This is a genomic window from Akkermansia sp. BCRC 18949 (genome assembly GCF_045011645.1).
Lineage (GTDB): Bacteria > Verrucomicrobiota > Verrucomicrobiia > Verrucomicrobiales > Akkermansiaceae > Akkermansia > Akkermansia massiliensis.
Genome location: NZ_CP123619.1, coordinates 1,711,874 through 1,736,388 on the forward strand (window position 1 = coordinate 1,711,874; position 24,515 = coordinate 1,736,388).

31 protein-coding genes, 1 tRNA gene and 1 CRISPR repeat array are annotated in these 24,515 nt (G+C 53.5%); of the genes, 9 read left to right on the forward strand and 23 right to left on the reverse strand.

Annotated elements, in window-relative coordinates:
- Positions 1 to 15: 15 nt before the first annotated feature.
- Positions 16 to 492 carry a C-GCAxxG-C-C family protein gene (locus P8A25_RS07035; RefSeq protein WP_102722245.1) on the forward strand — a complete coding sequence of 159 codons (477 nt, stop codon included), beginning with the start codon at positions 16 to 18 and terminating at the stop codon, positions 490 to 492.
- 56 nt (positions 493 to 548) lie between these two features.
- Here the strand turns inward: P8A25_RS07035 and P8A25_RS07040 are convergent, their stop codons facing one another.
- From P8A25_RS07040 to P8A25_RS07050, 3 genes are all read right to left on the reverse strand, one after another.
- Positions 549 to 893 carry a ferritin family protein gene (locus tag P8A25_RS07040; protein ID WP_102722244.1) on the reverse strand — a complete coding sequence of 115 codons (345 nt, stop codon included), beginning with the start codon at positions 891 to 893 and terminating at the stop codon, positions 549 to 551.
- A 296-nt stretch (positions 894 to 1,189) separates the two neighbouring features.
- Positions 1,190 to 1,534, reverse strand: a complete 345-nt coding sequence (locus P8A25_RS07045; RefSeq protein WP_022398007.1) for a ferritin family protein — start codon at positions 1,532 to 1,534, stop codon at positions 1,190 to 1,192.
- A gap of 191 nt (positions 1,535 to 1,725) precedes the next feature.
- Entirely contained in the window at positions 1,726 to 2,229 is a 504-nt protein-coding gene (locus tag P8A25_RS07050) for a thioredoxin family protein (protein WP_022398008.1), read from the reverse strand.
- Positions 2,230 to 2,401: 172 nt separating this feature from the next.
- Here P8A25_RS07050 and P8A25_RS07055 point away from each other — a divergent pair.
- Positions 2,402 to 2,476 (forward strand) — tRNA-Val (locus P8A25_RS07055).
- Positions 2,477 to 2,891: 415 nt separating this feature from the next.
- Here P8A25_RS07055 and P8A25_RS07060 read toward each other — a convergent pair.
- From P8A25_RS07060 to P8A25_RS07075, 4 genes are read right to left on the reverse strand one after another with little or no spacing between them, the layout of a single operon-like run.
- On the reverse strand, positions 2,892 to 3,773 hold the full coding sequence (locus P8A25_RS07060; protein WP_102727525.1) for a hypothetical protein: 882 nt from the start codon (positions 3,771 to 3,773) through the stop codon (positions 2,892 to 2,894).
- Positions 3,766 to 4,047, reverse strand: a complete 282-nt coding sequence (locus tag P8A25_RS07065) for a hypothetical protein (RefSeq protein WP_102722242.1) — start codon at positions 4,045 to 4,047, stop codon at positions 3,766 to 3,768. The genes P8A25_RS07060 and P8A25_RS07065 overlap by 8 nt, the downstream gene beginning before the upstream one ends.
- Positions 4,044 to 5,678 (reverse strand): portal protein, encoded by a 1,635-nt coding sequence (locus tag P8A25_RS07070; protein ID WP_102730341.1) that lies wholly within the window; start codon positions 5,676 to 5,678, stop codon positions 4,044 to 4,046. Before P8A25_RS07070 ends, P8A25_RS07065 begins: the two co-directional genes overlap by 4 nt.
- Before the next feature lie 8 nt (positions 5,679 to 5,686).
- Positions 5,687 to 5,893: a hypothetical protein gene (locus P8A25_RS07075; protein WP_146018214.1), complete on the reverse strand. Its 207-nt coding sequence runs from the start codon at positions 5,891 to 5,893 to the stop codon at positions 5,687 to 5,689.
- A 289-nt stretch (positions 5,894 to 6,182) separates the two neighbouring features.
- On the opposite strand from P8A25_RS07075, the gene P8A25_RS07080 reads away from it, so the two are divergent.
- The 3 genes from P8A25_RS07080 to P8A25_RS07090 are packed head-to-tail and all read left to right on the forward strand — an operon-like array spanning position 6,183 to position 7,407.
- Complete coding sequence (locus tag P8A25_RS07080; RefSeq protein ID WP_022398013.1) at positions 6,183 to 6,803, forward strand: hypothetical protein; 621 nt, start codon at positions 6,183 to 6,185, stop codon at positions 6,801 to 6,803.
- 50 nt (positions 6,804 to 6,853) lie between these two features.
- Positions 6,854 to 7,147, forward strand: coding sequence for a BlaI/MecI/CopY family transcriptional regulator (locus P8A25_RS07085; RefSeq protein ID WP_022398014.1), 294 nt, complete (start codon positions 6,854 to 6,856; stop codon positions 7,145 to 7,147).
- Positions 7,144 to 7,407, forward strand: coding sequence for a hypothetical protein (locus P8A25_RS07090; protein WP_022398015.1), 264 nt, complete (start codon positions 7,144 to 7,146; stop codon positions 7,405 to 7,407). The genes P8A25_RS07085 and P8A25_RS07090 overlap by 4 nt, the downstream gene beginning before the upstream one ends.
- 102 nt (positions 7,408 to 7,509) lie before the next feature.
- Positions 7,510 to 7,942: a CRISPR direct-repeat array (repeat unit 33 nt; unit sequence GTTTCAATCCACGCACTCCTTGCGGAGTGCGAC).
- A 202-nt stretch (positions 7,943 to 8,144) separates the two neighbouring features.
- Here the strand turns inward: P8A25_RS07090 and cas2 are convergent.
- Genes cas2 through cas4 form a run of 3 tightly spaced genes read right to left on the reverse strand, consistent with a single transcriptional unit; the run spans position 8,145 to position 10,134 of the window.
- Entirely contained in the window at positions 8,145 to 8,435 is a 291-nt protein-coding gene (cas2, locus tag P8A25_RS07095; protein WP_215442982.1) for a CRISPR-associated endonuclease Cas2, read from the reverse strand.
- 14 nt (positions 8,436 to 8,449) lie between these two features.
- Positions 8,450 to 9,469, reverse strand: a complete 1,020-nt coding sequence (gene cas1c, locus P8A25_RS07100; protein WP_102722926.1) for a type I-C CRISPR-associated endonuclease Cas1c — start codon at positions 9,467 to 9,469, stop codon at positions 8,450 to 8,452.
- A complete protein-coding gene (cas4, locus tag P8A25_RS07105) occupies positions 9,466 to 10,134 on the reverse strand; it encodes a CRISPR-associated protein Cas4 (protein ID WP_251841021.1) in 669 nt (222 codons plus the stop codon). The genes cas1c and cas4 overlap by 4 nt, the downstream gene beginning before the upstream one ends.
- Before the next feature lie 126 nt (positions 10,135 to 10,260).
- On the opposite strand from cas4, the gene cas3 reads away from it, so the two are divergent.
- From cas3 to cas7c, 4 genes are read left to right on the forward strand one after another with little or no spacing between them, the layout of a single operon-like run.
- The gene (cas3, locus tag P8A25_RS07110; RefSeq protein WP_215442986.1) at positions 10,261 to 12,723 is read left to right on the forward strand and encodes a CRISPR-associated helicase Cas3'; all 2,463 of its coding nucleotides are present in this window, start codon (positions 10,261 to 10,263) and stop codon (positions 12,721 to 12,723) included.
- A gap of 11 nt (positions 12,724 to 12,734) precedes the next feature.
- A complete protein-coding gene (gene cas5c, locus P8A25_RS07115) occupies positions 12,735 to 13,430 on the forward strand; it encodes a type I-C CRISPR-associated protein Cas5c (protein WP_215442988.1) in 696 nt (231 codons plus the stop codon).
- 15 nt (positions 13,431 to 13,445) lie between these two features.
- Positions 13,446 to 15,350 carry a type I-C CRISPR-associated protein Cas8c/Csd1 gene (gene cas8c / locus P8A25_RS07120; RefSeq protein WP_404838614.1) on the forward strand — a complete coding sequence of 635 codons (1,905 nt, stop codon included), beginning with the start codon at positions 13,446 to 13,448 and terminating at the stop codon, positions 15,348 to 15,350.
- A gap of 5 nt (positions 15,351 to 15,355) precedes the next feature.
- Positions 15,356 to 16,177, forward strand: a complete 822-nt coding sequence (gene cas7c, locus P8A25_RS07125; RefSeq protein WP_102731044.1) for a type I-C CRISPR-associated protein Cas7/Csd2 — start codon at positions 15,356 to 15,358, stop codon at positions 16,175 to 16,177.
- Between the two features lie 107 nt (positions 16,178 to 16,284).
- On the opposite strand, the gene P8A25_RS07130 is transcribed toward cas7c, so the two are convergent.
- The 13 genes from P8A25_RS07130 to P8A25_RS07190 all read right to left on the reverse strand — a co-directional run bounded on the left by P8A25_RS07130 (position 16,285) and on the right by P8A25_RS07190 (position 24,512).
- Positions 16,285 to 16,752 carry a GNAT family N-acetyltransferase gene (locus P8A25_RS07130; RefSeq protein ID WP_404838615.1) on the reverse strand — a complete coding sequence of 156 codons (468 nt, stop codon included), beginning with the start codon at positions 16,750 to 16,752 and terminating at the stop codon, positions 16,285 to 16,287.
- An 829-nt stretch (positions 16,753 to 17,581) separates the two neighbouring features.
- Entirely contained in the window at positions 17,582 to 17,812 is a 231-nt protein-coding gene (locus P8A25_RS07135) for a hypothetical protein (RefSeq protein WP_102749307.1), read from the reverse strand.
- 283 nt (positions 17,813 to 18,095) lie between these two features.
- Positions 18,096 to 18,329, reverse strand: coding sequence for a hypothetical protein (locus P8A25_RS07140; protein WP_146024277.1), 234 nt, complete (start codon positions 18,327 to 18,329; stop codon positions 18,096 to 18,098).
- Complete coding sequence (locus tag P8A25_RS07145) at positions 18,326 to 18,964, reverse strand: hypothetical protein (RefSeq protein ID WP_102749309.1); 639 nt, start codon at positions 18,962 to 18,964, stop codon at positions 18,326 to 18,328. The genes P8A25_RS07140 and P8A25_RS07145 overlap by 4 nt, the downstream gene beginning before the upstream one ends.
- Positions 18,961 to 19,134: a hypothetical protein gene (locus P8A25_RS07150; protein ID WP_180976187.1), complete on the reverse strand. Its 174-nt coding sequence runs from the start codon at positions 19,132 to 19,134 to the stop codon at positions 18,961 to 18,963. The genes P8A25_RS07145 and P8A25_RS07150 overlap by 4 nt, the downstream gene beginning before the upstream one ends.
- The gene (locus P8A25_RS07155; protein WP_102749310.1) at positions 19,131 to 19,658 is read right to left on the reverse strand and encodes a host-nuclease inhibitor Gam family protein; all 528 of its coding nucleotides are present in this window, start codon (positions 19,656 to 19,658) and stop codon (positions 19,131 to 19,133) included. Before P8A25_RS07155 ends, P8A25_RS07150 begins: the two co-directional genes overlap by 4 nt.
- Positions 19,659 to 19,660: 2 nt before the next feature.
- Positions 19,661 to 19,921: a hypothetical protein gene (locus tag P8A25_RS07160; RefSeq protein ID WP_102749311.1), complete on the reverse strand. Its 261-nt coding sequence runs from the start codon at positions 19,919 to 19,921 to the stop codon at positions 19,661 to 19,663.
- Positions 19,922 to 20,155: 234 nt separating this feature from the next.
- Positions 20,156 to 20,467, reverse strand: a complete 312-nt coding sequence (locus P8A25_RS07165; protein WP_102749313.1) for a hypothetical protein — start codon at positions 20,465 to 20,467, stop codon at positions 20,156 to 20,158.
- A complete protein-coding gene (locus P8A25_RS07170; protein ID WP_102749314.1) occupies positions 20,464 to 20,748 on the reverse strand; it encodes a hypothetical protein in 285 nt (94 codons plus the stop codon). Before P8A25_RS07170 ends, P8A25_RS07165 begins: the two co-directional genes overlap by 4 nt.
- A gap of 13 nt (positions 20,749 to 20,761) precedes the next feature.
- A complete protein-coding gene (locus P8A25_RS07175) occupies positions 20,762 to 21,118 on the reverse strand; it encodes a hypothetical protein (protein ID WP_102749315.1) in 357 nt (118 codons plus the stop codon).
- Between the two features lie 12 nt (positions 21,119 to 21,130).
- Positions 21,131 to 21,400: a hypothetical protein gene (locus P8A25_RS07180; protein WP_102749316.1), complete on the reverse strand. Its 270-nt coding sequence runs from the start codon at positions 21,398 to 21,400 to the stop codon at positions 21,131 to 21,133.
- 19 nt (positions 21,401 to 21,419) lie between these two features.
- Complete coding sequence (locus P8A25_RS07185; RefSeq protein ID WP_102749317.1) at positions 21,420 to 22,460, reverse strand: ATP-binding protein; 1,041 nt, start codon at positions 22,458 to 22,460, stop codon at positions 21,420 to 21,422.
- Positions 22,461 to 22,484: 24 nt separating this feature from the next.
- Complete coding sequence (locus P8A25_RS07190) at positions 22,485 to 24,512, reverse strand: hypothetical protein (RefSeq protein ID WP_102749318.1); 2,028 nt, start codon at positions 24,510 to 24,512, stop codon at positions 22,485 to 22,487.
- Positions 24,513 to 24,515 lie beyond the last annotated feature (3 nt).

A 24,515-nucleotide genomic window follows, 5' to 3' on the forward strand; every position in this document is an offset into this window, starting at 1 on the left:
GAAAACCTTTTTCCCATGAACGGTTCCAAGGAAGACCGGGCAGTCCGGGCGCTGGATTACTTCCACCAGGGATACAACTGTTCCCAGTCCGTCTTTGCGGCTTTTGCAGACGTCTGCGGCCTGACGGAGGAAACGGCCCTGAAGCTCTCCTCCCCCCTGGGAGCGGGCATCGGACGCATGCGGGAAGTATGCGGCGCTTTTTGCGGACTGAGCATGCTGGCGGGGAGCCTGTATGGAAACAGCTCTCCGGAAACCGGAGAAAAGGAAAAAATCTTTTCCCTGGTCCAATCACTGGCCGCCTCCTTCAAGCAGGAATTCGGCACGCTTTACTGCAGGGAACTGCTGGGATTGTCTCCGGAACGCCTGGCTGCGGAGACGGCGCGCCCCGGAGAAAGAACCGCCGCCTACTACGCCTCCCGCCCCTGTGAACGCTGCATTGCCTTCTGCGCCCGCCACGGGGCCGAGCTGGAAGCAAAAGCCCGGCATCATTAAAATGCCCGGTCCCCCATGGAGGGAAACCGGGCATTTTAATCAGACGGAAGATTCCGTCAATGAGCGGCCTGGGAACTGCATTTGCCGTCCGGGCAGGACGCCTTCAATTTGTCAATTTTTTCATTGGTTTCACCCATCCCTTCATCGTAGAAGCCCTGTTCATCCGGGGCCAGCACTTGAAGGAGGCGGAGGAATTCGCCCGCGTGTTCCTTTTCTTCATTGGAAATGTCCAAAAGGACTTCCTGCGCAAGCTTGTTATCGATGGATTCCGCAAGCTGGGTATAAAGCTGGATGGCCTCATATTCCGCAGCAATCATGAACCGGATGGCCCTTACCAATTCGTCATGGGTAAGCATCCGGTCTTCTTTTTGTCCACTAAATGCATTTGTAAATTCAGGCATGCAGGTATGACTCAAATCACCACTAATGTATTCAAAATGTTTTTGTCATATATTTTTCGCGACATTCTTTGAACTTTTTCCATTGAAAACGGTCTAAGGGATCCAGCATCGCATTCCGGCTTTTTTCCATAGGAGGAAACGGCAGTTTTTCCCTCCTCAATTTTCCCGCTGCGGGACTTTCCCCACTGTCGGCATGAAATGAAAGAGGCGAGCCGGGACACATGCGCGGCATGAGAAAACGCCCGGATTCTTCGTGAAAAAAACCGGGCGTCTTGCAGTGGCGGCTGGAAAGCCCTTTAATGGGCGGCTTGGGAACTGCATTTGCCGTCCGGGCAGGACGCCTTCAATTTGTCGATCTTTTCATTGGTTTCACCCATCCCTTCATCGTAGAAACCCTGTTCGTCCGGGGCCAGCACTTGAAGGAGGCGGAGGAATTCGCCCGCGTGTTCCTTTTCTTCATTGGAAATATCCCAAAGAACTTCCTGGGCCAATTTGTGGTCAATGGATGCGGCAAGCTGGGTATAAATCTGAATAGATTCATATTCCGCAGCAATCATGAACCGGATGGCCCTTACCAATTCGTCATGGGTAAGCATCCGGCCTTCCTTTAATCCGCTAAATGCATTTGTAAATTCAGGCATGCAGGTAGGACCGGATGGGCAAATCCTTCATTCAATATGCGTTTGTCATAATTTTATGGAGCTTCTTTTGAACTTGAGCCATCAAAAACAGTGTAGGGAAAATTTCCCATCTTTCTTCCCAAAAAACGGCAGGAGCGACGATTGTTCTGCCGCCGCTCCCGCTGAAAACGTTCCGATCCGGAACAAATACGTTACTTGGCCTCCGCAGTCTTGGGCGCGTACTTCTTGAAAAATTCAACGTACTGGACAGGAGTCTGGCCGGGAATATAACCCGTGCGGCCCAGTTCCTTGCCCTCCGCGTCCACCACGACCATGGCCGGAACGCCGGTGATTCTATACGTCTTGGCTTCCTTGGACTTGCTGAAATCCGAACTGCCGAACTCGAACTTGACGCCGATAGCCACGCCGTCCATGCCCTGTTTGAACTCCTTCTTGGAAAGGATTTCCTTCTCCAGCTTAATGCAGTAGCCGCACCAGGACGTTCCCGTGAAAAGAAGGACGATGGGAAGGCCGGTTTCCTCCGCCTGCTTCTGGGCGCTCTTCAGGCTCTTGCCCCAGCGGAATTTCACCTTCGCCGCCTTGGCGGCCTTGGCGGCGGCTTCCTTGTCCGCGGGAGTGCTCTGGGCCATGGAAACGCCGGAAACGCTGAATCCCAAAACGGCGCACAACGCAAAAATAAAATGTCTGTTCATCATACTTGTGAAATGTTCTTCCCAAATTAGCAAAAATACACCGCATAGGAAGAGAAATCAGCGTCTTTCTCCCGGCAGGAATGCTTCCGCCCCCTTTCACAAAATGGACCGCTTTCAAAAAAAGTATTGCTCTTTCCGCCTTAATCGGGTAATAATCCGCCCGCACTTCCAAAACGCGCGGTTAGCTCAGTGGTAGAGCAACACCTTGACATGGTGGAGGTCGTAGGTTCAAATCCTATACCGCGTACCATCTTCCTAAAATCCCGTCCCTTTCCGGACGGGATTTTTTATTGCCCCTCTCTGATGAATGGGATGATGCGGTCTGGCGCCTGTTGAAAAATGCCAGCATCAACGGACGGTTTGTGTAAAAATTGATGGAAGCTGCCTGAATAAGAATAAGTGTGGAAATACTATCCATACCTACTTACGGTAAAAGGTATAAGTCATATCTTCCTCCCTCCTCCATCCATACGGAAAAAAATATTTTTCCAACTTTTTTTGAACGCAAGCCCTGTTTCGGGACGCTAAAGGTATGAAGGCAGATGAAGGCCCCAGCCCTTGACCCTCCTTCCCTGATGAAATAATGACCATTAAAAGCCCGGCGGAAGAATTCTCCCGCCGGGCTTGCTTTTCAACCAATTCCGTTGCTGAAACGGCCCGGACGGCTACCGGGAAGTCAAACGGTCGTATAACTCATTGGCGTATCTGTGATTGGGATGGTTCACATTCATATACGCCTCATAAAGCGGATGGGAGGGATCCGACTCCATGCGCATGGCTTCCTCTGCCGGGGAGGGCGTTGCGGCCCCCGAATGATGAAGAGGAGCTTCATCAAGCAGGCGTGAGGCCTGGTACAGCAGGCGGATGACGTCCGGATTGGACCCTAGACCCGGATTGTCAAGCAGGGCATCCGCATCCACTCCCGTCTCGGACGCAAGCCGCTGGAGTGCGGCGGTAGCCCTGCCCATGTTGCGCTCATAATTGGCGCCCCATTCCTGCTGCAGGGACTGTTCCGCCTGCGTTTCCATCTCCATCCGGGAATCCGCCATCTGTTCCCGGGCCTCCTCATATGCCTGGGCCATCGTCTCCTGAAGAGCGTTCATGGCTTCCGGAGGTACACCGTAACGGTAGGCCGTGCGGGCCATGCGTTCTGCGAGCCCTGCATTCCACTCGCTTTCCGGCGTGGACTCCGGACGTTCCAGGCGGTAATCTTCCTCCGATTCCGGCAGGCCGGCCATCCGGCGGAACCGAGCCATCTGCTCCTCATTCTCCACGCCGGGATAATGCCGCAGGCGCTCCAGCTCCGCATAACTCTTCGCCAGCGCTTCCGGCGTCTTGAACTTGGAAAGGGACTTCTCCATCCCCTTCAACTCATCAAACCGGGCATACCAATCCGGAACAAAACCGCCGTCCTCCCCCAGAAGGGAAGGAAGAGGCACGGCTTGAGCCGCGGCTTCTGTCAACGCTTCCGCCTCCGGGGAAACTGCCCCGGAAAAATCCGCCTCCCCGGAGGGAGCGGCCATATTATTATCAATGGAATCAATCATTCTTTTCTTCTGCTGTGGATTCTTTAATGGCTAACTGAACTTGACGGCGGATGTACAGGAAAACCTCCCTGTAGGCATCGCGCCTCATGGCGTCCAGGGGGTCATAACTCCCCGGGCTGCCTTGAAAAACGGGCAAATCAGTCTGGAAGCGGGCTTCCAGAAAGGTCAGCGCCTCCCGCCCGTCCGGAGTGTCAAACACCCGGAAAAGCTGGCGCCTTCTGAGACGGGCCTCCCGGACGGAGGCCTCCTGCTGCAATGTCGTATCCTGGTTCATTCCTGAATCGTGGTTAACTGGTCAAGCAAGGGATTGAGGGAAGCGTACGGATCCTCTTCCGCCGGAGCCTGTGCGGCCCCCTGCTGGCGGTCCGCCCGTTCCTTCCGCATGGCCTGGACATCGGCCCAGGGCCTCAGCATGCTCTCCGGAGCGCCGTCCACACGGGTGGACAGGCGGAAGCAATGGTCCCAGTCCACATGATCCGCCAAATCCGGAGCGGCCTGCATCATCATATTCAGGCGCTGAAGGCTGCGGTCCATCCCCTCGCTCTGCAAGCGCCTGAGCACCAGCGCAATCTTTGACTGGTACACCACCCGGGGCTCTCCGACGGCAATGGAGCCGTCTCTCCCCTCCCGCAGAACGGCGCGGGGAGGCCTGGGAAACTTGCCCATGCGGAACAGCAGGGAGAAAATGCGCGTCATGGTGGAATACAGATCACTCACAAACAGCGTGAAGGACGGGGAAAACATCAGCACGCGCTCGTTCTCCCGGGCCATCACCTCCGTGGCGGTCATGCTGCCGCGGTGGCCGCTCCAAAGCTCCAGCATGGGCAGGTAATAGGCGCGCCGGATGGCGTCCTGCTTCTGCGCCAGACGGTCCATCCCGACGTCATACCTGCCCTGCGTGGCCCACTCCCGCGGAAGGTGGAGGGAGGCGGCCTCCGGGGTAATGACGGTTCTGCCGCCGGCACGCAGGTCCACCTCCCCAATCTGGTTGGCGAGCTCCAGAATGCGTGGGAAGGCGGCCACCTCCCCCAGCGTGTCCAGAATGCGGTTCAGGAACTGAACCTGCTGGATGGCGGGAAACACCAGCCTGCCGGGCGCGAGGCCGTACGGACCGCTGCCCCACTTCAAAAAGCGGGTTACCAGGTAGGGAAACTCCATATATCCTCCCTCCTCCACGATCACCTGGTCGTCCAGGGACAGATACACGCTTTCAAACGGCATGTGGGCGGCCTGCTCCCTGCGGCGGCTCCGGCGGGTGCGCGGACGCACCACATGCAGGAACCGCAGGGACGTGGCGTACGGATTGCCGCCGCGTTCCAGCACCTCCCGCGCCCTGGGCCCCAGGGCCTTCATACCGAACATGGAACGCGCCTGGTGGGCGGTATAGGTAAACTCCCTGACGTAGGTATCCACCCGGCCTTCCGCATTCTCCGCACAGGCGAACTGACCGCACGGAATATTAGTGAACAGCAGCCTTCCGTCCGAGGAAGTTCCCGTAAACAAACTGCCGGTCCCCAAAGCCACGCGGTCCAGAAAACACTCATGGATCTCCGTATAGAAATTGGAAACGGACAGCTCCTTCAGGGCAATCTCCGAACACTGATTGTACCAGGCCTCCGCCTCGTCCCCTCCCCGGTCGTCCGGAGCCGACCACTTGAACCACACGTCATGGCTGGGCGTAATGTAGGACATATGGCCGCTGGCCAGCTTCTGGCACGCCTCCACGGCAGTGGTATCCGTCATGCGGTCCATGGCGTCCCTGTTGGGGAGGGAAACCTCCCCTTCCCGGTTCAGGCGGCGGGGCAGCACGTAATCCCTCAGGCGGTCCCACCACGTCTCCCACGGCGCGCGCTGGGCGGCCAGGGACTTGTACACGGAATTCAGCTCCGCAACTCTCTCTTCCATGGCGGTGCCTATCCCAGGGTTTTCCTAAGCAGGGTCCGGGGATTGACCTCCCCCTGCCCGGCGGAAGAATTGCGGCGCGCCAGAATGGTGGAAATCATCCCCTGCCTCTGCCGCTCCCGGGCCTGATAATCTTCTCCCACTTCCTCTCCCACGCTCTCCGCCTTGACCGGGATGGTCTGCTCCGGAGCTGGAGTGGAAGGAGTGGACGGTTTCATGAATCCCATAATCTCTTTTACTTTCTATGCATGGTTTATACTGATGGCCCCTTCCGTCTGCCGCACGGACGATCCATGCGGCGGGAGCGTTCGCTCCCCGCGGAGGAAAAGGGCGGTCTCCTCACCTGCCCGGAATTGCCCGGGAAGGTGCATGCATTTATCAAATAGATGAATTGGAGGAAAATGCATCCGGGGAAAAACCGGGTGCATACGTGCCACCGGTGGCATCAAAGAGGGTGTTCCCAAACGTGATGCATTCCGCATCCGTTTCCGCCAAACATGTGGCGTTATGATCAATGAATCCTTACTTCAGCCGGACACTCCCTCCGCGCTGGACATCTGCAACGCGGCGCTCTCCAAAATAGGGGAGGCTCCGCTGGACGCGCTGATTGCCAATGAATCCACGGCATCCCGTCTCTGCGTTCTTCATTACCACCCGGCACGGAGGGAAACCCTCTGCATGGCGCGCTGGACCTTCGCCACCACGCAAACCACGCTGGACTCCGTCTCCGCCCAGGCGCCCAACTCCCTGACACCCTATCAATTCACCCTGCCTGCGGACTGCCTGCGCGTGCTGGATGTGGAATGCACGGAATGGAAAATGCAGGGAAGGCGCATCCACGCCTCCCGCGCGCCGCTGCCCATGAGCTACATAGCCGACATTGAAGACGCCGAACAATTCGATCCCCTCTTCATGGACGCGCTGGCTACCCGCCTGGCAGAAAAGCTGGCCATGCCCCTGACGGGCAACCAGAGCCTTCGCCAGAATCTTCACCAGGAATTCCATAAAATCATTCTCCCGCAGGCGGCAACCGTCAATGCAGTGCAGAGCTTCTCCAACGACTCCCACCCCCTGCTGGACCTGCTGAGGAAAATCAAGTCGCCCGCCTGCCCGGAGGAATGTGAATAACAGGAGAATAACAAGGCAGCAACATAACAACAACTTGTGAATACAAGCTCATGAAAGCCCTGGACTTCATACAGATATTCGCCTCCAACGTCCGCAGGCTGGACTTCCGCCTCAGCAGCGCCCAGGTCATCCTGGCCGTCATTGCCGGATACAGGCGCCACAGTACCATTACGGAAGCCACGCGCTTGCATCCCAATACCGTTACCAACATCCTGCAGGACCTCATTGCACAGGGATACATCAACCGCTTCGGGGACAGCCGCCCTTACGTCTACCGCCCCACCGCGGATGGGGAACAGCTTGCAGGAAACCTGCTGGATAAAAACACCCTCCCCAGCCCATGAAAGAGCCCCTGCTCAGCACGGAAGAAAAACGCCGCTGGCTGGCCCGCGTCTTCCGGGATACGGATGGAGAATACTCCCAGGCGGACAAATTCAAGGCGCTGGTGGAAGATACCAAACTGGCGGCCCTCCAGCAGGAAGAGGAGGAATTCAAACGCCAGCGGGAAGCGGGCGCCGCACCGCAGGACCCCATTCTGACCCTGCTCCAGTCCCTCCCTCCCGCAGAACTCGATCTGAACCGGCAGCCCCCGGCTGAAAAATAAACAACGAAACCCGAAAAAAAGCTCTCCAGACCAAACAAGCCTGGAGAGCTTTTCATTTTTAGGAAGAGTTACGCAAATCCGGACATAGCAAGCCTTTCCGATGTTTCAATCCACGCATTCCTTGCGGAGTGCGACTGATGACGGCGGCTTGTGCGTAGTGGTGGCCCGCGTTTCAATCCACGCACTCCTTGCGGAGTGCGACACAGACTCCAGGACTTTTTTTGCCACATCAGGAGTTTCAATCCACGCACTCCTTGCGGAGTGCGACTTATTTGCTTCATAATGGGGGCGGTGATCCTGTTGTTTCAATCCACGCACTCCTTGCGGAGTGCGACAATCGGATGGCATGGGCGGGTCAGCGTACTCGTGGTTTCAATCCACGCACTCCTTGCGGAGTGCGACCGACCGCAATACCACCTTTGCCTACACCGACCCGTTTCAATCCACGCACTCCTTGCGGAGTGCGACTCTATGTTGGTGCGAATTGCAGACGGTAGACTTGGTTTCAATCCACGCACTCCTTGCGGAGTGCGACTGCGCCTGACCATATACATTGTTATTCAACAGCGCAAACGATACTTTGCGCCAACCTCCCGAAGAAGGCCATCATCACCTAGCCTTCTCTTCTAAGTATTCATCTGTCAATCTTCCATTCCCAATGTATTACGCCAATCGCCGATCTCCCGGGAAATTGGTGTGAGCTTGGGGTTGGCGCAAAGGCCGTGCTCAGACAGCTTTTAAATGATCAAAGGGCCGGAAATGTCGAAACTCTTCTCCTTGCCCAATTGCTCTATTTTATGATGCCAATTGGACCCCATGTGATAAATTCTCAGGCTGTCGCTCTCGTTATCAATAATCTTAAGCAGCTTGTTCCTGATGTCAACCAATTGGGCCGGAGCCAGCTCACATTCAAACACGGAATTCTGCACTCTCTGACCGATATTTTCACAGGCGCGGGTAACTTGACGCAACCGCCGCTGCCCGACCTTGTCATCCGTAGCTACATCATAAGTAATGAGAATATACATGGCTAAGGAGCGTTTTACTTGCCAATAAACGGAGGATAGCAGTCCAGGTCTCCGCGCAAATGACGTGCTAGCAAAAGGGCCTGGATGTGAATCAGCAATCCCTGTGTCGTCTTTTCCTGAAGGAAGGGGTGCACCAAAACGGTCTTCTTGCGCTCCTGCCAGGCATTCAATACTTTCTTACGGGAATCTTCCTTCAAAAAGACGGCGCCGGATTCCTCCTTGTCGAAATCATCTGCGGAAATTTGCTTGCGGTTGATTAGCGTAAGAGCCAGGCGATCAGCCAGCGGCGCCCGGAATTCTTCCATCAGGTCCAAGGCCATTCCGGGACGCCCCGGACGGTCGCGATGCAGAAAACCGGCGGCCGCATCAATGCCGGCGCTTTCAAGAGCGGACCTGGCATCATGGCACAACAGACTATATAGAAAAGATAGAAGGGCGTTAAAACAATCCTTGGGAGGACGCCTGTTGCGGCCTTCAAACACTAACTCCGGCTCTTCCGTCCTCTGGCAATGGGACACGCAGGAAAAATATGTTTCCGCAGCGGAACCTTCAATGCCCCGCAGCATATCGCCGGAACTGCACCCGCGGGCCATGCGGCAAAAAGCAGCCAGACGGTCCACCGCTTCCGACAAATCTTTCCCGTAAGTTCTCTGCGCTCTTAAAAGCAAACTGCGGCAATTGGCAATTTTGGCTCCTATCATTTCCCGGGCAACGCCAACCCATCTTGCCTCATCATCAGCCCAGCGGTATTGCTCCCGGCGCAGCAGGATATTTCCCTTCATGAAGCCCTGGACGCCAGCCAGGAATTTACCGTAAGGATTGCAGAAGGAAAGCGTGATGCCGCGCTCCGCACAGGCCCCCATCAAATAAGGGGAAACTCCTATGTCCCATCCCAGCGTCACAATACCCTCCAAATTATGGAGGGGAACCCGCAGCAAACATGTTCCTTCCGAATTGACTTTCACGGTATCGCCATCCTTGGACAGCCAGCATCCCTCCAGCGTCACAAACAAGGTATTTAAATGTTTCTTCATAAATCATCAGCTTCACTTGCACCAAGACTATCTTCAAACACACTATCCACCCGGGCTTTCATGGTCTGCCTGTGCTCTCGGCAAACGTCAGGAAGACAATCATTGACCAGGGAACAGGACTTGCAGGCTTTGGAATACATGGGCAACGGCGTAACGATGCCCGTCAACACCTCTCTGGCATTCTGGATAACCAAGGCTGTCAAGGAACGCAGCTCCTTGTCAAACGGCACCTCAAACCTTCTCTGGGTTTTTCCATAAAACAGAAAACCGGCAGGGACTTCTATGGCAAACATCTCCTCCAGGCATAATGCCTGGGCACACACTTGAACCTCATCCGCACGATGCGGCTTCGGCTTGCCAACCTTATATTCCACAGGCGTCATGGCAACCACCTCCCCTCCCTTTTTGGAATAAACAGCTTCCACGACATCCGCAATACCGTGAATACCCCACTGTCCGGAAGAAACGTGCAGAGAGCGCAGCACTTTTTTCAATCCGCGGGTTTCCGTCATCCCGGAATCGGCCCGTTCATGAAACACGTTCCCCTCTGCCGTGAACTGGTTCTCCTCCCATGCGCATTCCAGATGAATCAGAGCACACTGCCTGGGACAGTACAGGTAATGCTGCAATGCCGCCAGGGGTACGGAGAAGAGAGATGAAAACATCTTGGAAATTCTGTTCAGGATGAAACCCTAAATAAAATACTAAATTAATCAATTCATATCTTGTAAATCTCACGTAAAAGACTATTTTGGTTCTTCGGTACTGGAACTGGGAAGGAAGAATAAAACATGTTAGCACGGCCTGGGCAGACAATTGAACAGCACACGCATGAGTGTATTGTGGGAGCTTCTCTCAACGCGGCAAAAATAGGATTGGCAAGAACGGCGGCGCTCATCGGGGCGCTTCATGACTTTGGGAAATGGAGTGATGCCTTTTATGAATATATGGAGGCTATTGCCTCCGGAAAAGACCCTGGGCCTCGAGGCTCCATCGATCACTCCACGGCAGGAGCACAACATCTGTGGCGTTATTTCATGGATGCTCCCCGCCCAATGGAACCATTTGAAAAATATTGGGTTCAAATAATAGCCCTTTGCTGTCTTTCCCATCATGAAGGATGCCTGATTGATAATATAAAAACGGACGGTACCAATTCCTTCAAAGCCCGCATTACTAAAGACATCGAGAAATCCCACTATGAAGAAGCCTGGAAAAACCTGCCTGAAGGGGAAAAAGCCCGGATACAGGCAATGCTTTCAGACCCGGCCTTAAGAGAAGAATGGCGTTCCTTTGATGCCCTCCTCAGGAATGGTGAGAAAAAACTGTCTGGCAAGGAAATAAAATACCGATATGGTCTCTTGTGCCGGTTTTTGTTGAGTTCCCTTGTGGACGCCGACCATTCCAGTGCGGGCGGAGAGCCGGTTGAAGCCGTACCCACACCTCCATGGGACAAGATGCTGGCGAATCTGGACAGTTATCTGGCAGGCTTTACCTCACATGAAACGATTGATGATTTGCGTACAGAAATCTCTCAACGCAGTTTCAACGCTGCAAACCGTCCTCAAGGCAAGTTTTTAATGACCCTCCCCACAGGAGCCGGGAAAACTCTGGCCAGTCTGCGGTTTGCGTTGGCCCACGCACAGAAGCATCATCTGGACCGGTTGATCTATGTTATTCCCTACACCTCTATCATTGACCAGAATGCGGCTATCATCCGTGACGCATTGGGGGAGGAATTTGGCGATCTCATCCTGGTCCATCATTCCAATGTCCTCGTTGATCCCAAAAACGAATTATCCGGAAGCGAACTCTATCAGGAGGAGGAAAAGCGCCACCAAGCCGAATGCTCCTGGAATCCTCCCGTTATTCTGACAACAGCGGTACAGTTTTTGCAGACGCTGTTCTCCAAAGGGAGCCACTACGTGCGCCGCATGAACAGCTTGGCCCGTTCAGTAATTATTTTCGACGAAGTTCAGGCTCTCCCTTTAAAATCCACCTACTTGCTGACATCCGCATTAAATTTCATGGATGAAGTCATGGGATGCAGTCTTGTTTTATGCACGGCTACGCAGCCCATATGGAGCCGATTGGAGGATAAGGTTTGGAATTTAAGGCTGAATCCGGATCCTCATATCATTCCCGACTATCAGAAATATTTTGAACTGTTTCATTCCAACCGCCGGATTACTCTGAATATGATTGAAGAATCCAAACAATGGAAACTTCAGGAGTTTACTGATTTTGCATTAAAACAAGCGCGGATGGGGAAAAATACCTTAATGATAGTTAATACGAAATCCTTTGCCCGCAATCTGTATGAGGCCTGCGGCGATGTGGAGGATGTACAAACCTGCCATTTAAGCACAAACATGATCCCGGAGGATCGCTCAGACATCATCCAACATAAAATAGACACACTCTCTCTTGAAACAGCTAAAAAGACAGGAAGACCTATCTTGTGCTTCAGTACGCAATTAATTGAAGCTGGCGTAGATGTGGACTTTGATGTGGTCATTCGCAGTGCAGCAGGCCTGGACTCTCTTGTCCAGGCCGGTGGCCGCTGCAACAGAAATGCCCGGCTGGACGAGGGAAACATCTTCGTCGTCTTTCCTTCCCAAAAATTGGAGCATACAGACAAATTGGAAGAAATCAGCATTGGCAAATCACTTCTACACCAAATTTTCAGCGATGTGCACGGAAATGCCCATTTACTGATGGAAGAAAACGCCTTGGATTCTTTTTACCGACATTATTATTCTGAGCAAGGGAACAAGTTGGCTTACCCGTTGGAGGCCGACAGTTACACCATGATGGACCTGCTTTCTACGAATGAAGCCATAAAAATGGAGGCGCGGCGGATCCAGTCTGACAACTCCGGCATGCTCCTGTATCAGTCATTCCAAAAAGCGGCAGAAGCTTATAGAGTCATCGAAGGCTTATCCACTCCAGTCATTGTGAATAAGGGTGAGGGAGCTCAGATTATAGAAAAATTGACAGAGCTGACGCACCCTCATTCGCAAGAAGAATGGAGAGACGTCCGAAAATTACTCAGGGACGCCATGAAGTACACACTCTCATTAAACTGTTCCGATCAGGAAGTTCATTCCATGCTTGCAGACGGAGTACTTGTATTACTACCCACCGATTATCCTGTCTATATGCTTTCAGAAATTCATTATGATGAAAAAACTGGATTTTCATGGTCCGGAAAAGAACCCTATGCTAAAAATTCAGGCGCTCTTATCTCTTAACTTATCTTATCATGGGAAATAACATAGAATACATGGTATCAGGAAAATTGGCCCTATTCACTGATCCCCTCACCCGTATGGGCGGTGAAAAATGCTCTTACCACATCCCTACTTATGAAGCTTTAAAGGGAGTAACCAAATCTATTTATTGGAAGCCCACCATTAATTGGGTCATTGATGAAGTGCGTATCATGAATCCCATTCGGACGTTCGCAAAAAACATGAAACTGATCAAGTATCATGAAAGCGGTGCCGAACTGTCGGTATACACTTATTTGACAAATGTTGCTTATCAGGTACGAGCTCATTTCGAATGGAATTTGCTTCGCGAGGATATGAAGGCGGACCGCATTGAAGGAAAACATGCTGCCATCATCCGCCGCACGCTGGAAAAGGGAGGCAGACGCGACATCTGCCTGGGCGCACGTGAATGCCAGGCTTATGTGGAACCGTGCCGGTTTGGAGACACTCCCGGAGCCTATGATGACACTCCGGAACTCGCCTTCGGCATTATGTTCCATGGATTTGATTATCCGGATGAGACGGGAAGAGACGAATTGGGGGTTCGCTTCTGGAAACCCGTCATGAAGAATGGGATTGTAAAATTCATCCGTCCAGAAGAGTGTAATATAACGAGGGCTGTCCGCAAGATGAAGGCTAATCCCCCACGCTCATGCGGAACAAAAGACTCCTCTTTGGAAGAATAGAAAGCGAGGTAAACAATGAACTGGATGGAAGCTTTATATAGGACGTACGAAGATAACGCGCAACAGGCGGGAAAGAACTCTTTGGAAGAGAGAGATTTAAAAAAACGGACGATCACACCGTTATTCCCGCTTTATCATGGCAGTCAGAATGCCCAGATAACAGTCGTACTGGATGGTTCCGGCAATTTCAGACGAGCGGAAGTCGTCCCCTCGGGGAGCCAGCAAACAATCATTCCCGTTACTGAAAAATCCGGAGGGAGGACCAGCGGATTATGTCCCCACCCCCTTTGCGACAAACTGCAATATGTGGCGGGAGATTTCACCATATGGACGAACAACGGCAAAAGCGGGTACAAAGAATATCTGAGCCAATTGGAACGTTGGAAAGAATTCGATCCTTCCAATGCCACACTTTCTGTCATCTTTGCGTATGTATCAAAAGGCACCCTCCTGAAAGATCTTGTTGAATCAAAGATTCTGCCCGTAAACGAAGACTACGTGTTAATGAAAAAATGGACGGGAGAAAAAAATGATGCACCGAAAATTTATGCAGCCCTCGGAGTGGTCAGCATAGACGCCATCCTGGTAAGATGGCGAGTGGAAATTCCCAGAAATCTTGTTCCAGATGTATGGAAAGACAAAGAAATGTGGGATTCCTGGATCAGATTTCAGGAATCACAGAACCAAAATACAGGCCTTTGTTATGTAACAGGCAAGATAACTAATTTGGCTAAACAACATCCGGCATCTATCAGAAAGTCCGGAGATGGTGCTAAAATTATTTCCTCTAATGATACTGATGGATATACTTTCAGAGGAAAATTTGATGATCCGGCTGAGGTTTGCGGCGTAGGGCGCGAAGTCTCCCAGAAAGCCCACAGTGCCTTGAGATGGCTCATTTCCAACCAAGGATGGAGAGATGATTCCCAAGCAATCGTAGCCTGGTCATCCAAAAGTTTTTTCGTACCCAATCCATTGATTGGCACCGAGGAGCTACTGGATATTGACCCTGATGAAGAACCTGAGGTTGTTCAATATACGGCTGAAAAAGTTGGAAGGAAACTTAGAACGAAAATTTCAGGCTACAAAGAAAAAGTGGTCAATATCAGCAAAGTCTTTATCATAGGTCTGGATTCGGCTTCCAAGGATAAGGGACGTCTGTCCATCACTTTCTTCAATGAAATGGATTCCGTTGAATACTGGAATAACATTGAGCATTGGCATACTGAATGTGTGTGGTGGCTGTGGGATAACAGAAACAAATTATGGTACGTTGGAGCCCCTTCCCCTAAAACTATTGTGGAAGTGGCTTATGGAAAATCCGTGGATGAAAAATTGCGCAAGAAAACAGTAGCTCGTTTGCTCCCCTGTATTATTGAAAGACGGCCTCTCCCTCCTGATTTAGTGGAAGCTTGTATTCATCGGGCCTGTAACCGAAATGGTTTGGAATCCTGGGATTGGACTCTTGCCATCAATACAGCATGTGCCTTATTTAGATATCAATTTAACTCAATAAAACAACAACATTATAACATGAGTCTGGATACAAAAACTACAGAACGGGGATATTTGTTCGGAAGACTACTCGCCATGGCGGAATTATTGGAAAAAACCGCTCAGCAAGCTTCCTCCGATACGGAACGCCCCACCAATGCGGAGAAACTGATGCAGCGTTTCAGTTCCCATCCACATTCAACGTGGCAAATTTTGAATACAGCACTGGCACCATACCGCCGAACACTTACTAAGAATGACCCTGAAAAGAGAGACTCCTACGAAAAGGAAATAGAAACCATTCACAACCTCTTCGATCGAAATGATTTTATCAACGACACTAAGGTTTCAGGTGAATTTCTCCTAGGATACTACTGTCAAAAATCTTTCATAAGAGAAGAAAAACAATCTCAACCTAAAAAATAAAAAACATGTCACTACAACATAAGATAGACTTTGCGGTGATTTTTACCGTGAAAAATGCGAATCCCAATGGAGATCCACTAGATGGTAATCGCCCACGTACCACAATTAATGGCATGGGAGAACTTTCTGACGTCTGCTTGAAACGTAAAATCCGCAACAGGATCCTTGACTCGGGAATTCCTATATTTGTCCAATCGGATGACCACAAGGTAGATACATGCAAGACATTGAAAGACAGAGCTTCTATTCTTCTGGAAGGAAAGAAGACCAAGGAAGAACAAACAAATTTGGCTTGCCAGACATGGTTTGATGTTCGCGCCTTTGGTCAACTGTTTGCTTATAAAGGGAAAGGTGAAAAAAAGAACGATGGCGTTTCTATCGGTATTCGCGGCCCTGTCACCGTACAGGCAGCTTTCAGCGTAGAACCTGTTGAAATCACCAGTACTCAAATTACCAAAAGTGTCAGCGGAGAAGGCGATGGCACTAAAAAAGCGTCCGATACCATGGGCATGAAACACCGTGTGGATCATGGAGTCTATGTTTTCTATGGAGCCATTTCTCCGCAGCTTGCTTCTCTTACAGGATTCAGTGACGAAGATGCAGAAATCTTAAAAAATGCCCTCCCGTTCATGTTTGAAGGGGATGCTTCTTCCGCCCGTCCTGAAGGTAGCATGGAAGTAAAGAAGGTAATCTGGTGGCAACATTCCTGCCCCGCAGGCCAATATTCTTCTGCCAAGGTACACCGAAGCCTTATTGTTCATGCTGATGGCACCTATAAGATGGAAAATCTTCCAGGATTGATTCCGGAAGAAATTGATGGTTTTTAACGCCTTGTCCAGGCCCATCTTCATAAGGAGATGGGCCTGGACTTTATTTGTTCTTATAGTAAGCAAAAGAACAAACTGGAACGTGCAGAATTTAAGTGACTCTTTATTTACTCTCGGCAATATTTTCCATCTGCAAGTACCACGGATGTTTCAATCTGTCTTTCCGGAACCGTCCAATACTTCTTTAACAGCAGCTTCCGTTCTTTAGCCCCTACCAGATGAAACCCGTTTTTCTGGTAGAAGTCGATCGCCCATATCGCATCCGCCCACGTGCCTATTAAAACAGGTTTCTCCTGATCTTTTCGTAAATAGTTAAGAAGCTGGACTCCGATTCCTCCCCGACGGGCGCACGTCCTGACATAGGCGTGACGTATGAGCTTAACGTCATCCCGGTCCTGAATCCCCATGACGCCAAGAAGGCATCCCTTATCTTCAAAACAATAGAACACCACGCCATCTCTGATCTGCTCCTTTAATTCATCCACGGGCATGTAAGGTTCCTTCCATCTGTCGGTAGGAATCCTGTCTTTATAAACCACGGCTGAATCATTGATAATTTCATAAATTGTTTCCAATTCCGACTCCAAACACTTTCTAATCATTTCGTCTAACCCTCTCTTGATGCAAAATGCAACGGAAACCTAACATTCTATTGCCATACTTCAACAACAAATTCTTCTTGAAGAGAAGGTTTATTTATATCACAAACTACCTTTTTAAAGATGCAAGCTTCACTATTATTTTTCTTTATTACTCCAAGAAAGTCGGCTCCAAGTCCATTCTCCCTCAGCAACCTATACTTAATGAAATGCCATTTAGTAAGGCTGGTGTTTGATGTTCACATCTACATTTCCATGCAAGTGTGACAACTGAGGGATGACAGGATAGTTGATATAAGTTGATTTAGGGTTGAAATCCGTTGGAATCTTAGAAAACACGGGAGTTGGAGCGCTCCTGGCCAGACAGGAGATATCTTATAAAAGTCGAAGCCAAAATGCGGAGAAATGACAGGTATCTGATATAAGTGCACTGGCTATGCAGAGGGGCTGCACAAGGGGTGAAAGCATGAGAAAAAAGCACATGCAATCGCATTGCAGAAAAGGTGAAAGCTGATTGAAATAGCGACCATGTCTGAATCAAATACACCTCTTGTTATAACGCCGATCCCAGTGTACGGATCAGTCACTGTCATCTCGCCGCAGGACCAAGACAAAGAACACCCCCAGACCTATCATCTGCGAGAGTCGGCCATCGTGCTGATCTGGGCCACTCGTCAAGGGCATAAGGTAACAGCGTGGGTGCGTGACGTACTCGACAACGTGTGGATCATCGTCCATGAAGACGATTGACCCAAGAAACAAAAAGGCCGCCAGGTTGTCCCTGGCGGCCTGAATGGTATCTGGGCTAGTCATCGCATAAAGCGCGGACAAATGGAGTCATCTCCTTGCCCGGATGATCCTCTATCAGCTTACCCGTCCGCTCATCGACGATACCCAGAATAGTAGAATAGAGGCCGTCAGCATACAGGGATTGCTTGGTGGCAACAACAAGTATCTGGATGGCTAGATTGGACTGTTGGCCATTGCGATCAATAACGTAGCAATTAAGCTTATCGCCTGGAGTTAAGGTTTTCATGATGTTTTTTCTGTTTCAATCCACGCCCCTGTGAGGGCGAAAAGTTAGTTGTTATCCGACGGAACACTGGGCTGCTCCATGTCGATGAGGATGGGATTAAACTCATCGACGACTACACGGCCGGAGTATCCTCTCACTACATTACTCGCGGGGGGGCAAGACTGAACCAACCTAATGCCTCGGCGAGGTCTCCGGCACCACTCCAGTGTCGCGTCGGCAGGTATATCCGTCTCCAGCATGGTGCGCTGATATGGCAGCAGGCGCAGGATCGTGTCCAGTATCCTCATGGTTGCTCCTCCTGTGGGACGATACGCCATCCAGATCGGACCTCGTTACTGCCGATGTCAATAACCCAGTCCTGCCAAATATGATCGACTAGCACCCCCTTGGATGGGCTGAATACTGCCATAATGCGGTATCCATCCAATTGAGATAAGCAGGCAGACTCAATCATGGCTCCCTCCTTGGCAGCTCTAAGAGCCTCCGGCCAGGTGAGCGGATAGTCAGGATCACTCATGACTGCACCTCCTGGTCTGGCATCCATATATTACTGCGGAATCCCCGCGCGGTGGGCTTATGCGGCCCAGGAGTGGTGACAATGCGTACAGCCCCCACATGATCAGCCAGCTTGCCGGGCGGCATCGTGCGCGGATCAGCATGCGGCTCGTAGGTATCCTGGCCAGTCTCGGAGGCTAGTTTGCGGGCATCCTCCCGACCCCGGTTGATGATAGTATACATCAGGTGCTGGACATGCTCCACGGCAGCGTAATGCCGCAATGCCTGGTACACATCCCGACCCGTGCAAGGCAGGTGCAACTGGTCCCGCACGATCTCGGCCAGATAGTCTGGGCTGGTCTCGTAGCGCATCATAGCCTCGCGCAGGTTGTGGAGGGCCGTGTCCATCTCCGACCAAGTCCGGTCCTTGATGGAGGACGTGCCCAGGTAGGTAGCCAGTCTATTATAGATAGGCACGTAGTGCTCCTGGGTTGCCTTGGTAAGTGACTCGGTGACTCCTGTGGCAGCCCAAACCTCGTCATGCCGCCAATCCACCAGGGACGGCAGGGGGCACCCCTGGGACTGGATGCACTTGTAGGCCTTGCCGGCCATGATGGACAGTACGGTGATCTGTCGCTTGGTAAGTGGTTTGCTCATATATCGATGTTGGGCTTGAAGGGTGTAGGGTTAATCAGAGCATTGATCAGTTGCTTGTGCTGCGTCGGCGTTAGATAGATTAATGTTGCGGTACTGGCCCCACGGATTGCTCCTGTGGTAATGGACAGGATGATGTGGTGCCCCATGTCCTTGACCTCAATCTCAGTCATGCGCTTATCCTCCCTGCTGTGTCAGTCTTAGGCTCTACCCAATATGCCTCCGTCTGCTCAATGCGTAGTCCCAGGGCGGCCAGCCGCTCGTCATCCAGCTCGGCCTTGAGCTTGTCCTTGTCCGGCTTGGGATCGGACACCTTGAGGTAGGCGGTGAGTCCCATCTCCTTAATCTTGTTGCAAACGGCTCCCCAAGTGAATTTGCGGGAGAGTAGCACCAGTGTGGGATTGCCCAGTCTCCAACCCCATCGGGCCTTGCCGGTCTCTCCGGACTTGGCGTCCCCTTGCAGGAGCGCCTCCCGGTTGCGGATGGCATACTGCTCGGCCTGGGCCAGCTTGGCGGTGATCAGGTTGTTGAGGCCATCAACTACTCCGCCGTGCTCCTCGCGGGCGGCCAGAATGGCCTTGTCCAGTCGGGCCTGAGCCTTGTCTCGCTTGACGGTCAGCTCGGCGATCTGGTCCAGGCATTGCTCGTACTCGGCCAGGGTGGCCAGTCCGGTGTTGCGTGTTGTTAATTTAGTCATTGTTATGTGTGTTGCTTGTTGATTTGTTTACTTTTGCGGGCCACCATGGATACGACGTCCTGCCAGGTGAGACCGGGCGTCTGTAGCCATGCGTAGAATTTAGCTCCATCCACCGGGACGTAGCGCTCTCCCAGCTGCTCCAGACGGATGGCAATCATGCCCGGCCAGCGTGGGTCGTAGATAGTCCAGTAGTTGCCGGAGCTGGCAAATCTGGACAGCTGCATGCTGATCAGCGTGCACAGGGTCTCTGGATCGTAGGTCATGGCTGGTCAATGTACATGTAGATGGGAGGGATGGGATTAACCGGCTCGGCACCGTCTATCAGCTTGTGGATCAGGTCGTCGGATGCAGCATATCCTCCGTGATGGGATATATAGATATCTCCCCTGAGCCTATCAGCCAGGACGGCTCGACACTCCGGGCAAACCGCATAAGTCTGTCCATGGCGCTGGATGATCTCCAGGCGTGCGTGCCGGTGGTAATAGCAGTAGATGGGATTAGTCATGACGGCTGGACCTCCTCTCCATATCGGTAAAACGGGGGAGAAAACACCTCTCCAGCTTGCCCGTGTCATGATTAAGATGCGCATTGATGCCCGTGACATCGTGCATGAGATTGAAGTTATCAGCCTGCTCCATGTCAGCAAGCCGCAGAGGGCAGCCGTTGCAGTGACACGCCTCCAGGTCCATCTGGATATCCAGCTCATCGACGTCTGTATTGCCGTACTTGTGGTATAGGGCGCAGGCCCGCTTGGCGATGCGCTCAATGATCTCACGCTCCGCAGGTGTGGCGGTAAACAGGTCTTTCATTGCTCGCCCTCCCGGTTATGGTGAATAGTATCAATTATCACCTCACCAATGGTGTCGGGATTACTGGCGATGAACTCATTGATCAGCGTGGCGACACGGGCGGCAGGGGTCTCATGGTCGGCCTTTTGGATGGTCTCGCTATAGATGGCGAGTCCGGACCGTCCGCTGTCCGTGATGACGTCCTCGATGTGGAGGACAAAGTTGCCTCCCTTAGGGTCCAGCGTGAAGTTGGGGGCTTGCCGCCGCCCGTCCTGTTGTTGATTGGTGTTGGTGCTGTACATGATAGTAATGGTGTTATTGGTTGGTGGTTGAGGTGGGTTGATCGGCCTCGGATGGACCGACGGTGATGCTGGCCAGGCGCATCTTGCCCAGTAGGGTGTGCAAATGAGATATGGCCAGATTGAGCGAGTCGTAGTCAGTCTTGGACAGGAGGGCCGCCTTGCAGTGGCTGACCCGCTCAATGTGGATATGCTGGGTGATGTAGAGCAGTTGCCGGTGCTGCTCCCACTGCTCCTCGCTTAATACCGGGATGAGCTCCAGGGACAGGCTGTGATGCGTGGTGATGAGGGCGTCGAGGTCGGCTAGGCGGAGGACCACATATCGGGTGCCGTCCAGGTCAACGATGGTGTACTTGATGGTCTTCTTGCGCATGGTATCGGAGTGTTAATGGGTGTCCTGTGCAAGCATGGCGTCGCGCAGCAGGGTCAGGTCCTGCAGGAGATCGGGCAGCTGATCAGCAGCATCGGTGAGGACCTGGTGGATATCGCCCAGGTCGACCGGATCGGTCGTACCAATGGCTCCCCATGTTGTCAGCGCCGTGCCGACGAGGTCAACCAGCTGCGGTATGCCTTCGGCAATCCTGATAGCGGCCAGGGTTTCTGGCGGCACCGTAATGGTGAGCGTGTTTTTCTCGGTGTTGGGTTGTTGTTTCATGTTTGCTTATTGTTTGTGGTTATACGTGTTCCGGCATCTTGCCGGCTTCCATTTCTTCAAGTTTTCTAACCGCGGCCAGGTAGTAGTCCCAGGTGAGGTCCACCCCTGCATTGTTGGCTGCCTCCAGACCCTTGCGCAGGCGCTTGGTAGTCTTGCCAAATCCGTACAGGTTGGCCTGCTGCTTGAGGGTGGCCAGCATGGCCCGGCTGGGAGTCGGATAGCCGTAGTAGGTCCAGAGCGTCTCCAGGTCACGGGTCTCAATGTAATCCGGGAGGCGGTAGATATTGGCCGCTCCGCGCTTGGAGGTCTGCTCCAGGATGCCCTGCCACTTGTCATTATGCTCCACGTACTCAGCCAATACAGGTGTGCCCACCAGGAGCATGCCGCACTGGGTCTCATCGTATATCTCCCGCAGCTGCTCAATGCCCTTGCGTCCGGTCTTGTCGCTGTCCAGCGCGTGGTGGATCTCGTCGACAATGAGCAGGTGCTCCGGAGTCAGGCGGTTGACAATCTTGGCAATCTGGAACTCGGTGTTGCCTTTGACCGACAGGCCTAATTGAGCGGCAATGCGGTAGAGCAGCCGTCCCGGACTGGTGACTACCGGGCAGCGCACCAGGATGACCGTGCCGGGGTGGCGGCGGGCATACTCCTTGAGCGCCCAGGTCTTGCCCCACTGCGTCTTGCCCACCAGCATGGAGGCGTATTGATTAACGTGGGTCAGCTCGGCAATCTGCATCACGTAGCGCGCCAGAGCCGTCTCAATAAACGGGCCGTCCGAGGTTGACTGCTGGCGTAGGGAAAGGACGCCGCACAGGTCGTCCAGCTTGGCCAGATGGGGGCCGGCAGGCGCTTGGTAGGTACCGTTGAGCAGACGGTGCATGACCGTCGTGCTCACCGGCAGCTTGTCGGCCAGAGTACGCAGGGTCCACTGATGCTCGACGGCGTAGTTGATCAGGTCCGTAAGCATCTTCTTGTGGCCTTGCTTGTAGGGCGTGGCCGGGATGCGTGCCAGATATCTGCTCAGGTCGGCGTCGTTGTTGATTTTGGTGATGTCGTCCATATTGTTATTATTGTGTTTATTATGTTATAAAAATCTTACATCGGGCAGGTCGTGGGGCAGCTCGTCGTCATCGTTGCCGCTGGCGGGGATGAGGCTGATGTCCGGCATGGACTCGGCCGCCGCCGTGGCTGCCCTAGTCACGGCCCGCTTATCGGCAGGCGTGGGGGTGAGGGAGTATGCCTGGGCATACTCGGCTGCCGTGACCGGCTTGCCCTCCATCAACCGCCTGTTGTGCTCGCGCTTGCGGACAATATCCGCCTCGTCCTTGGCTCCGATGATGCGGGCATACTCCAGCTGATGCTCCCGGCGCCCGGCCGCCTTGCCCATGGCCTGCTCCACGGCGTGCGTATCCGCCGTGCAGACCCTCTGCACGAGGCCTGCAGTGCCGATGATGCGGCCGTCCTGACCGCACACAAATAGCTGGTTGGCATCGTAGGGATTGACGTAGCCCTGGTACTTGCCGTGGGCCAGCTCCCGGATGGCTCCGTCAGGAGTAACCACGCGGGCCTCGTAGATCAGCTCCTCGTCCTGGATAGCCTTGTCGCGCATCCGGATGTAGGCGCTGGCCACCTTGATGGGGCGGGCCAGGTCCATGCCCAGTATCTGACAGATGCACCAGGCGGGCAGCTTGATAAGCCTGTTGCCCGGCTTGGCCTCCTCGTAATCCCATGCCTCGGTGGGGCTCATCCGGCGGCGGTGCACCAGGTCGGCTCCGGTCTCGCAGGCGGTGCGGATGATCTGGGCGGCCATGGACGGCTCCACCTCGCAGGACGGAGTCCAGGGCGCGGAGGGTGACAGGCGCAGCTCCTCAACCATGTAACCGCAGCGCTCCCAGCCCTCCAGCTTGTGGGTGGTGCGGGCATTGATGTCGCTGACAATCTTAGTGAGCTCGTGACTCAACTCGTCCATGGTCAGCATGTAGTGCTTGAGTTGACCGGCTCTATCCGCGGGCAGCTTGTCCATCGCCTTGATGAGCTGGTCCTCGGCACGCGCCAGGCCGTGCAGGGTTTCCGGCGGCGTGCGGTCGTGGCCGGTGGCCCCAGGCAGATGGCTGATGCGGTTGTGCTGCAGGTTGTGGTAACTCTCCAGGGGGGCCTTGTGGCGCGGGTTGCCCACCCCACGGCCGCCATGGCCCTGCTTGAGCGTCTGGCGCACGCCTCCGATGCCGGAGCGGTCCACCTTGATCAGACCGCCGCTGGCATGGTAGAGCAGCTCCTCCATCTCCTTGTCAATGGCGGCCGTCCCATTCTCGACCACGAGGGTGGTTCCTCGTGGGGAGTATCCGATTGTAGCTCCCCACAGGGCCAGGATGCTGCGCATGTCCCGCTTGTTAAGATGGATCATCTTGCCCGTCTCCTCGTCGCGGCGGCGGATTTTTTGGCCCCACGCTACACGCTTGCCCGTAAGGTACTCCAGCACCCCAAGCTGCAGGGGCTGCCCCTTGTCGCGGCCGGATAAGACCTGGAGGTCCAACCACACGTCGTCAAACAAGAAATGACTGCCCAGCCAGAGTCCCTCGCGGGTGGCCAGTACCTGGGCCAGTTGGGGCGCTGCCGTGCGGATGCCCTGCTTGAGCGCCACCGTCTCCAGGGTCTGGGGGGCAAGCCGCTGCAGGTTGCGCAGGCTCCAGCCGGAGGGGATGCGCGGCCAGCCCGGCCAGTCCTCATAGCCGGGGATGGTGTCGCGCCTCTCCGTCCAGGTCTTGATAAGCTGCAGCCTGGCGGTGGGTATGCCCCCATTGCGCTGGCACTGGGTGCAGAGACCGTGCCAATAGGCCAAGAATTTGCTGAGGGTAACACGGCTACGGGCCTGTATCTTGCGGTAGCGGCGGTCCACCAGGGAGAGGGGATTGTCTCCGCTGTTGCGCCAGATATCATACCAGCGGCGCATGGTGACGGAGGATATGCCACAGAGGGCTGCAGCATCCCGGATAGCTCCCTGCTGCGCTCCATAGCAGGCGCTGGCCTCCTTGATGCGCTTGCAGGCCGCATAGATGGCCAGCACTCTGTCCCGCTCCACCAGCGGTAAATCGTCCATGGTGATATTGTCCATTGT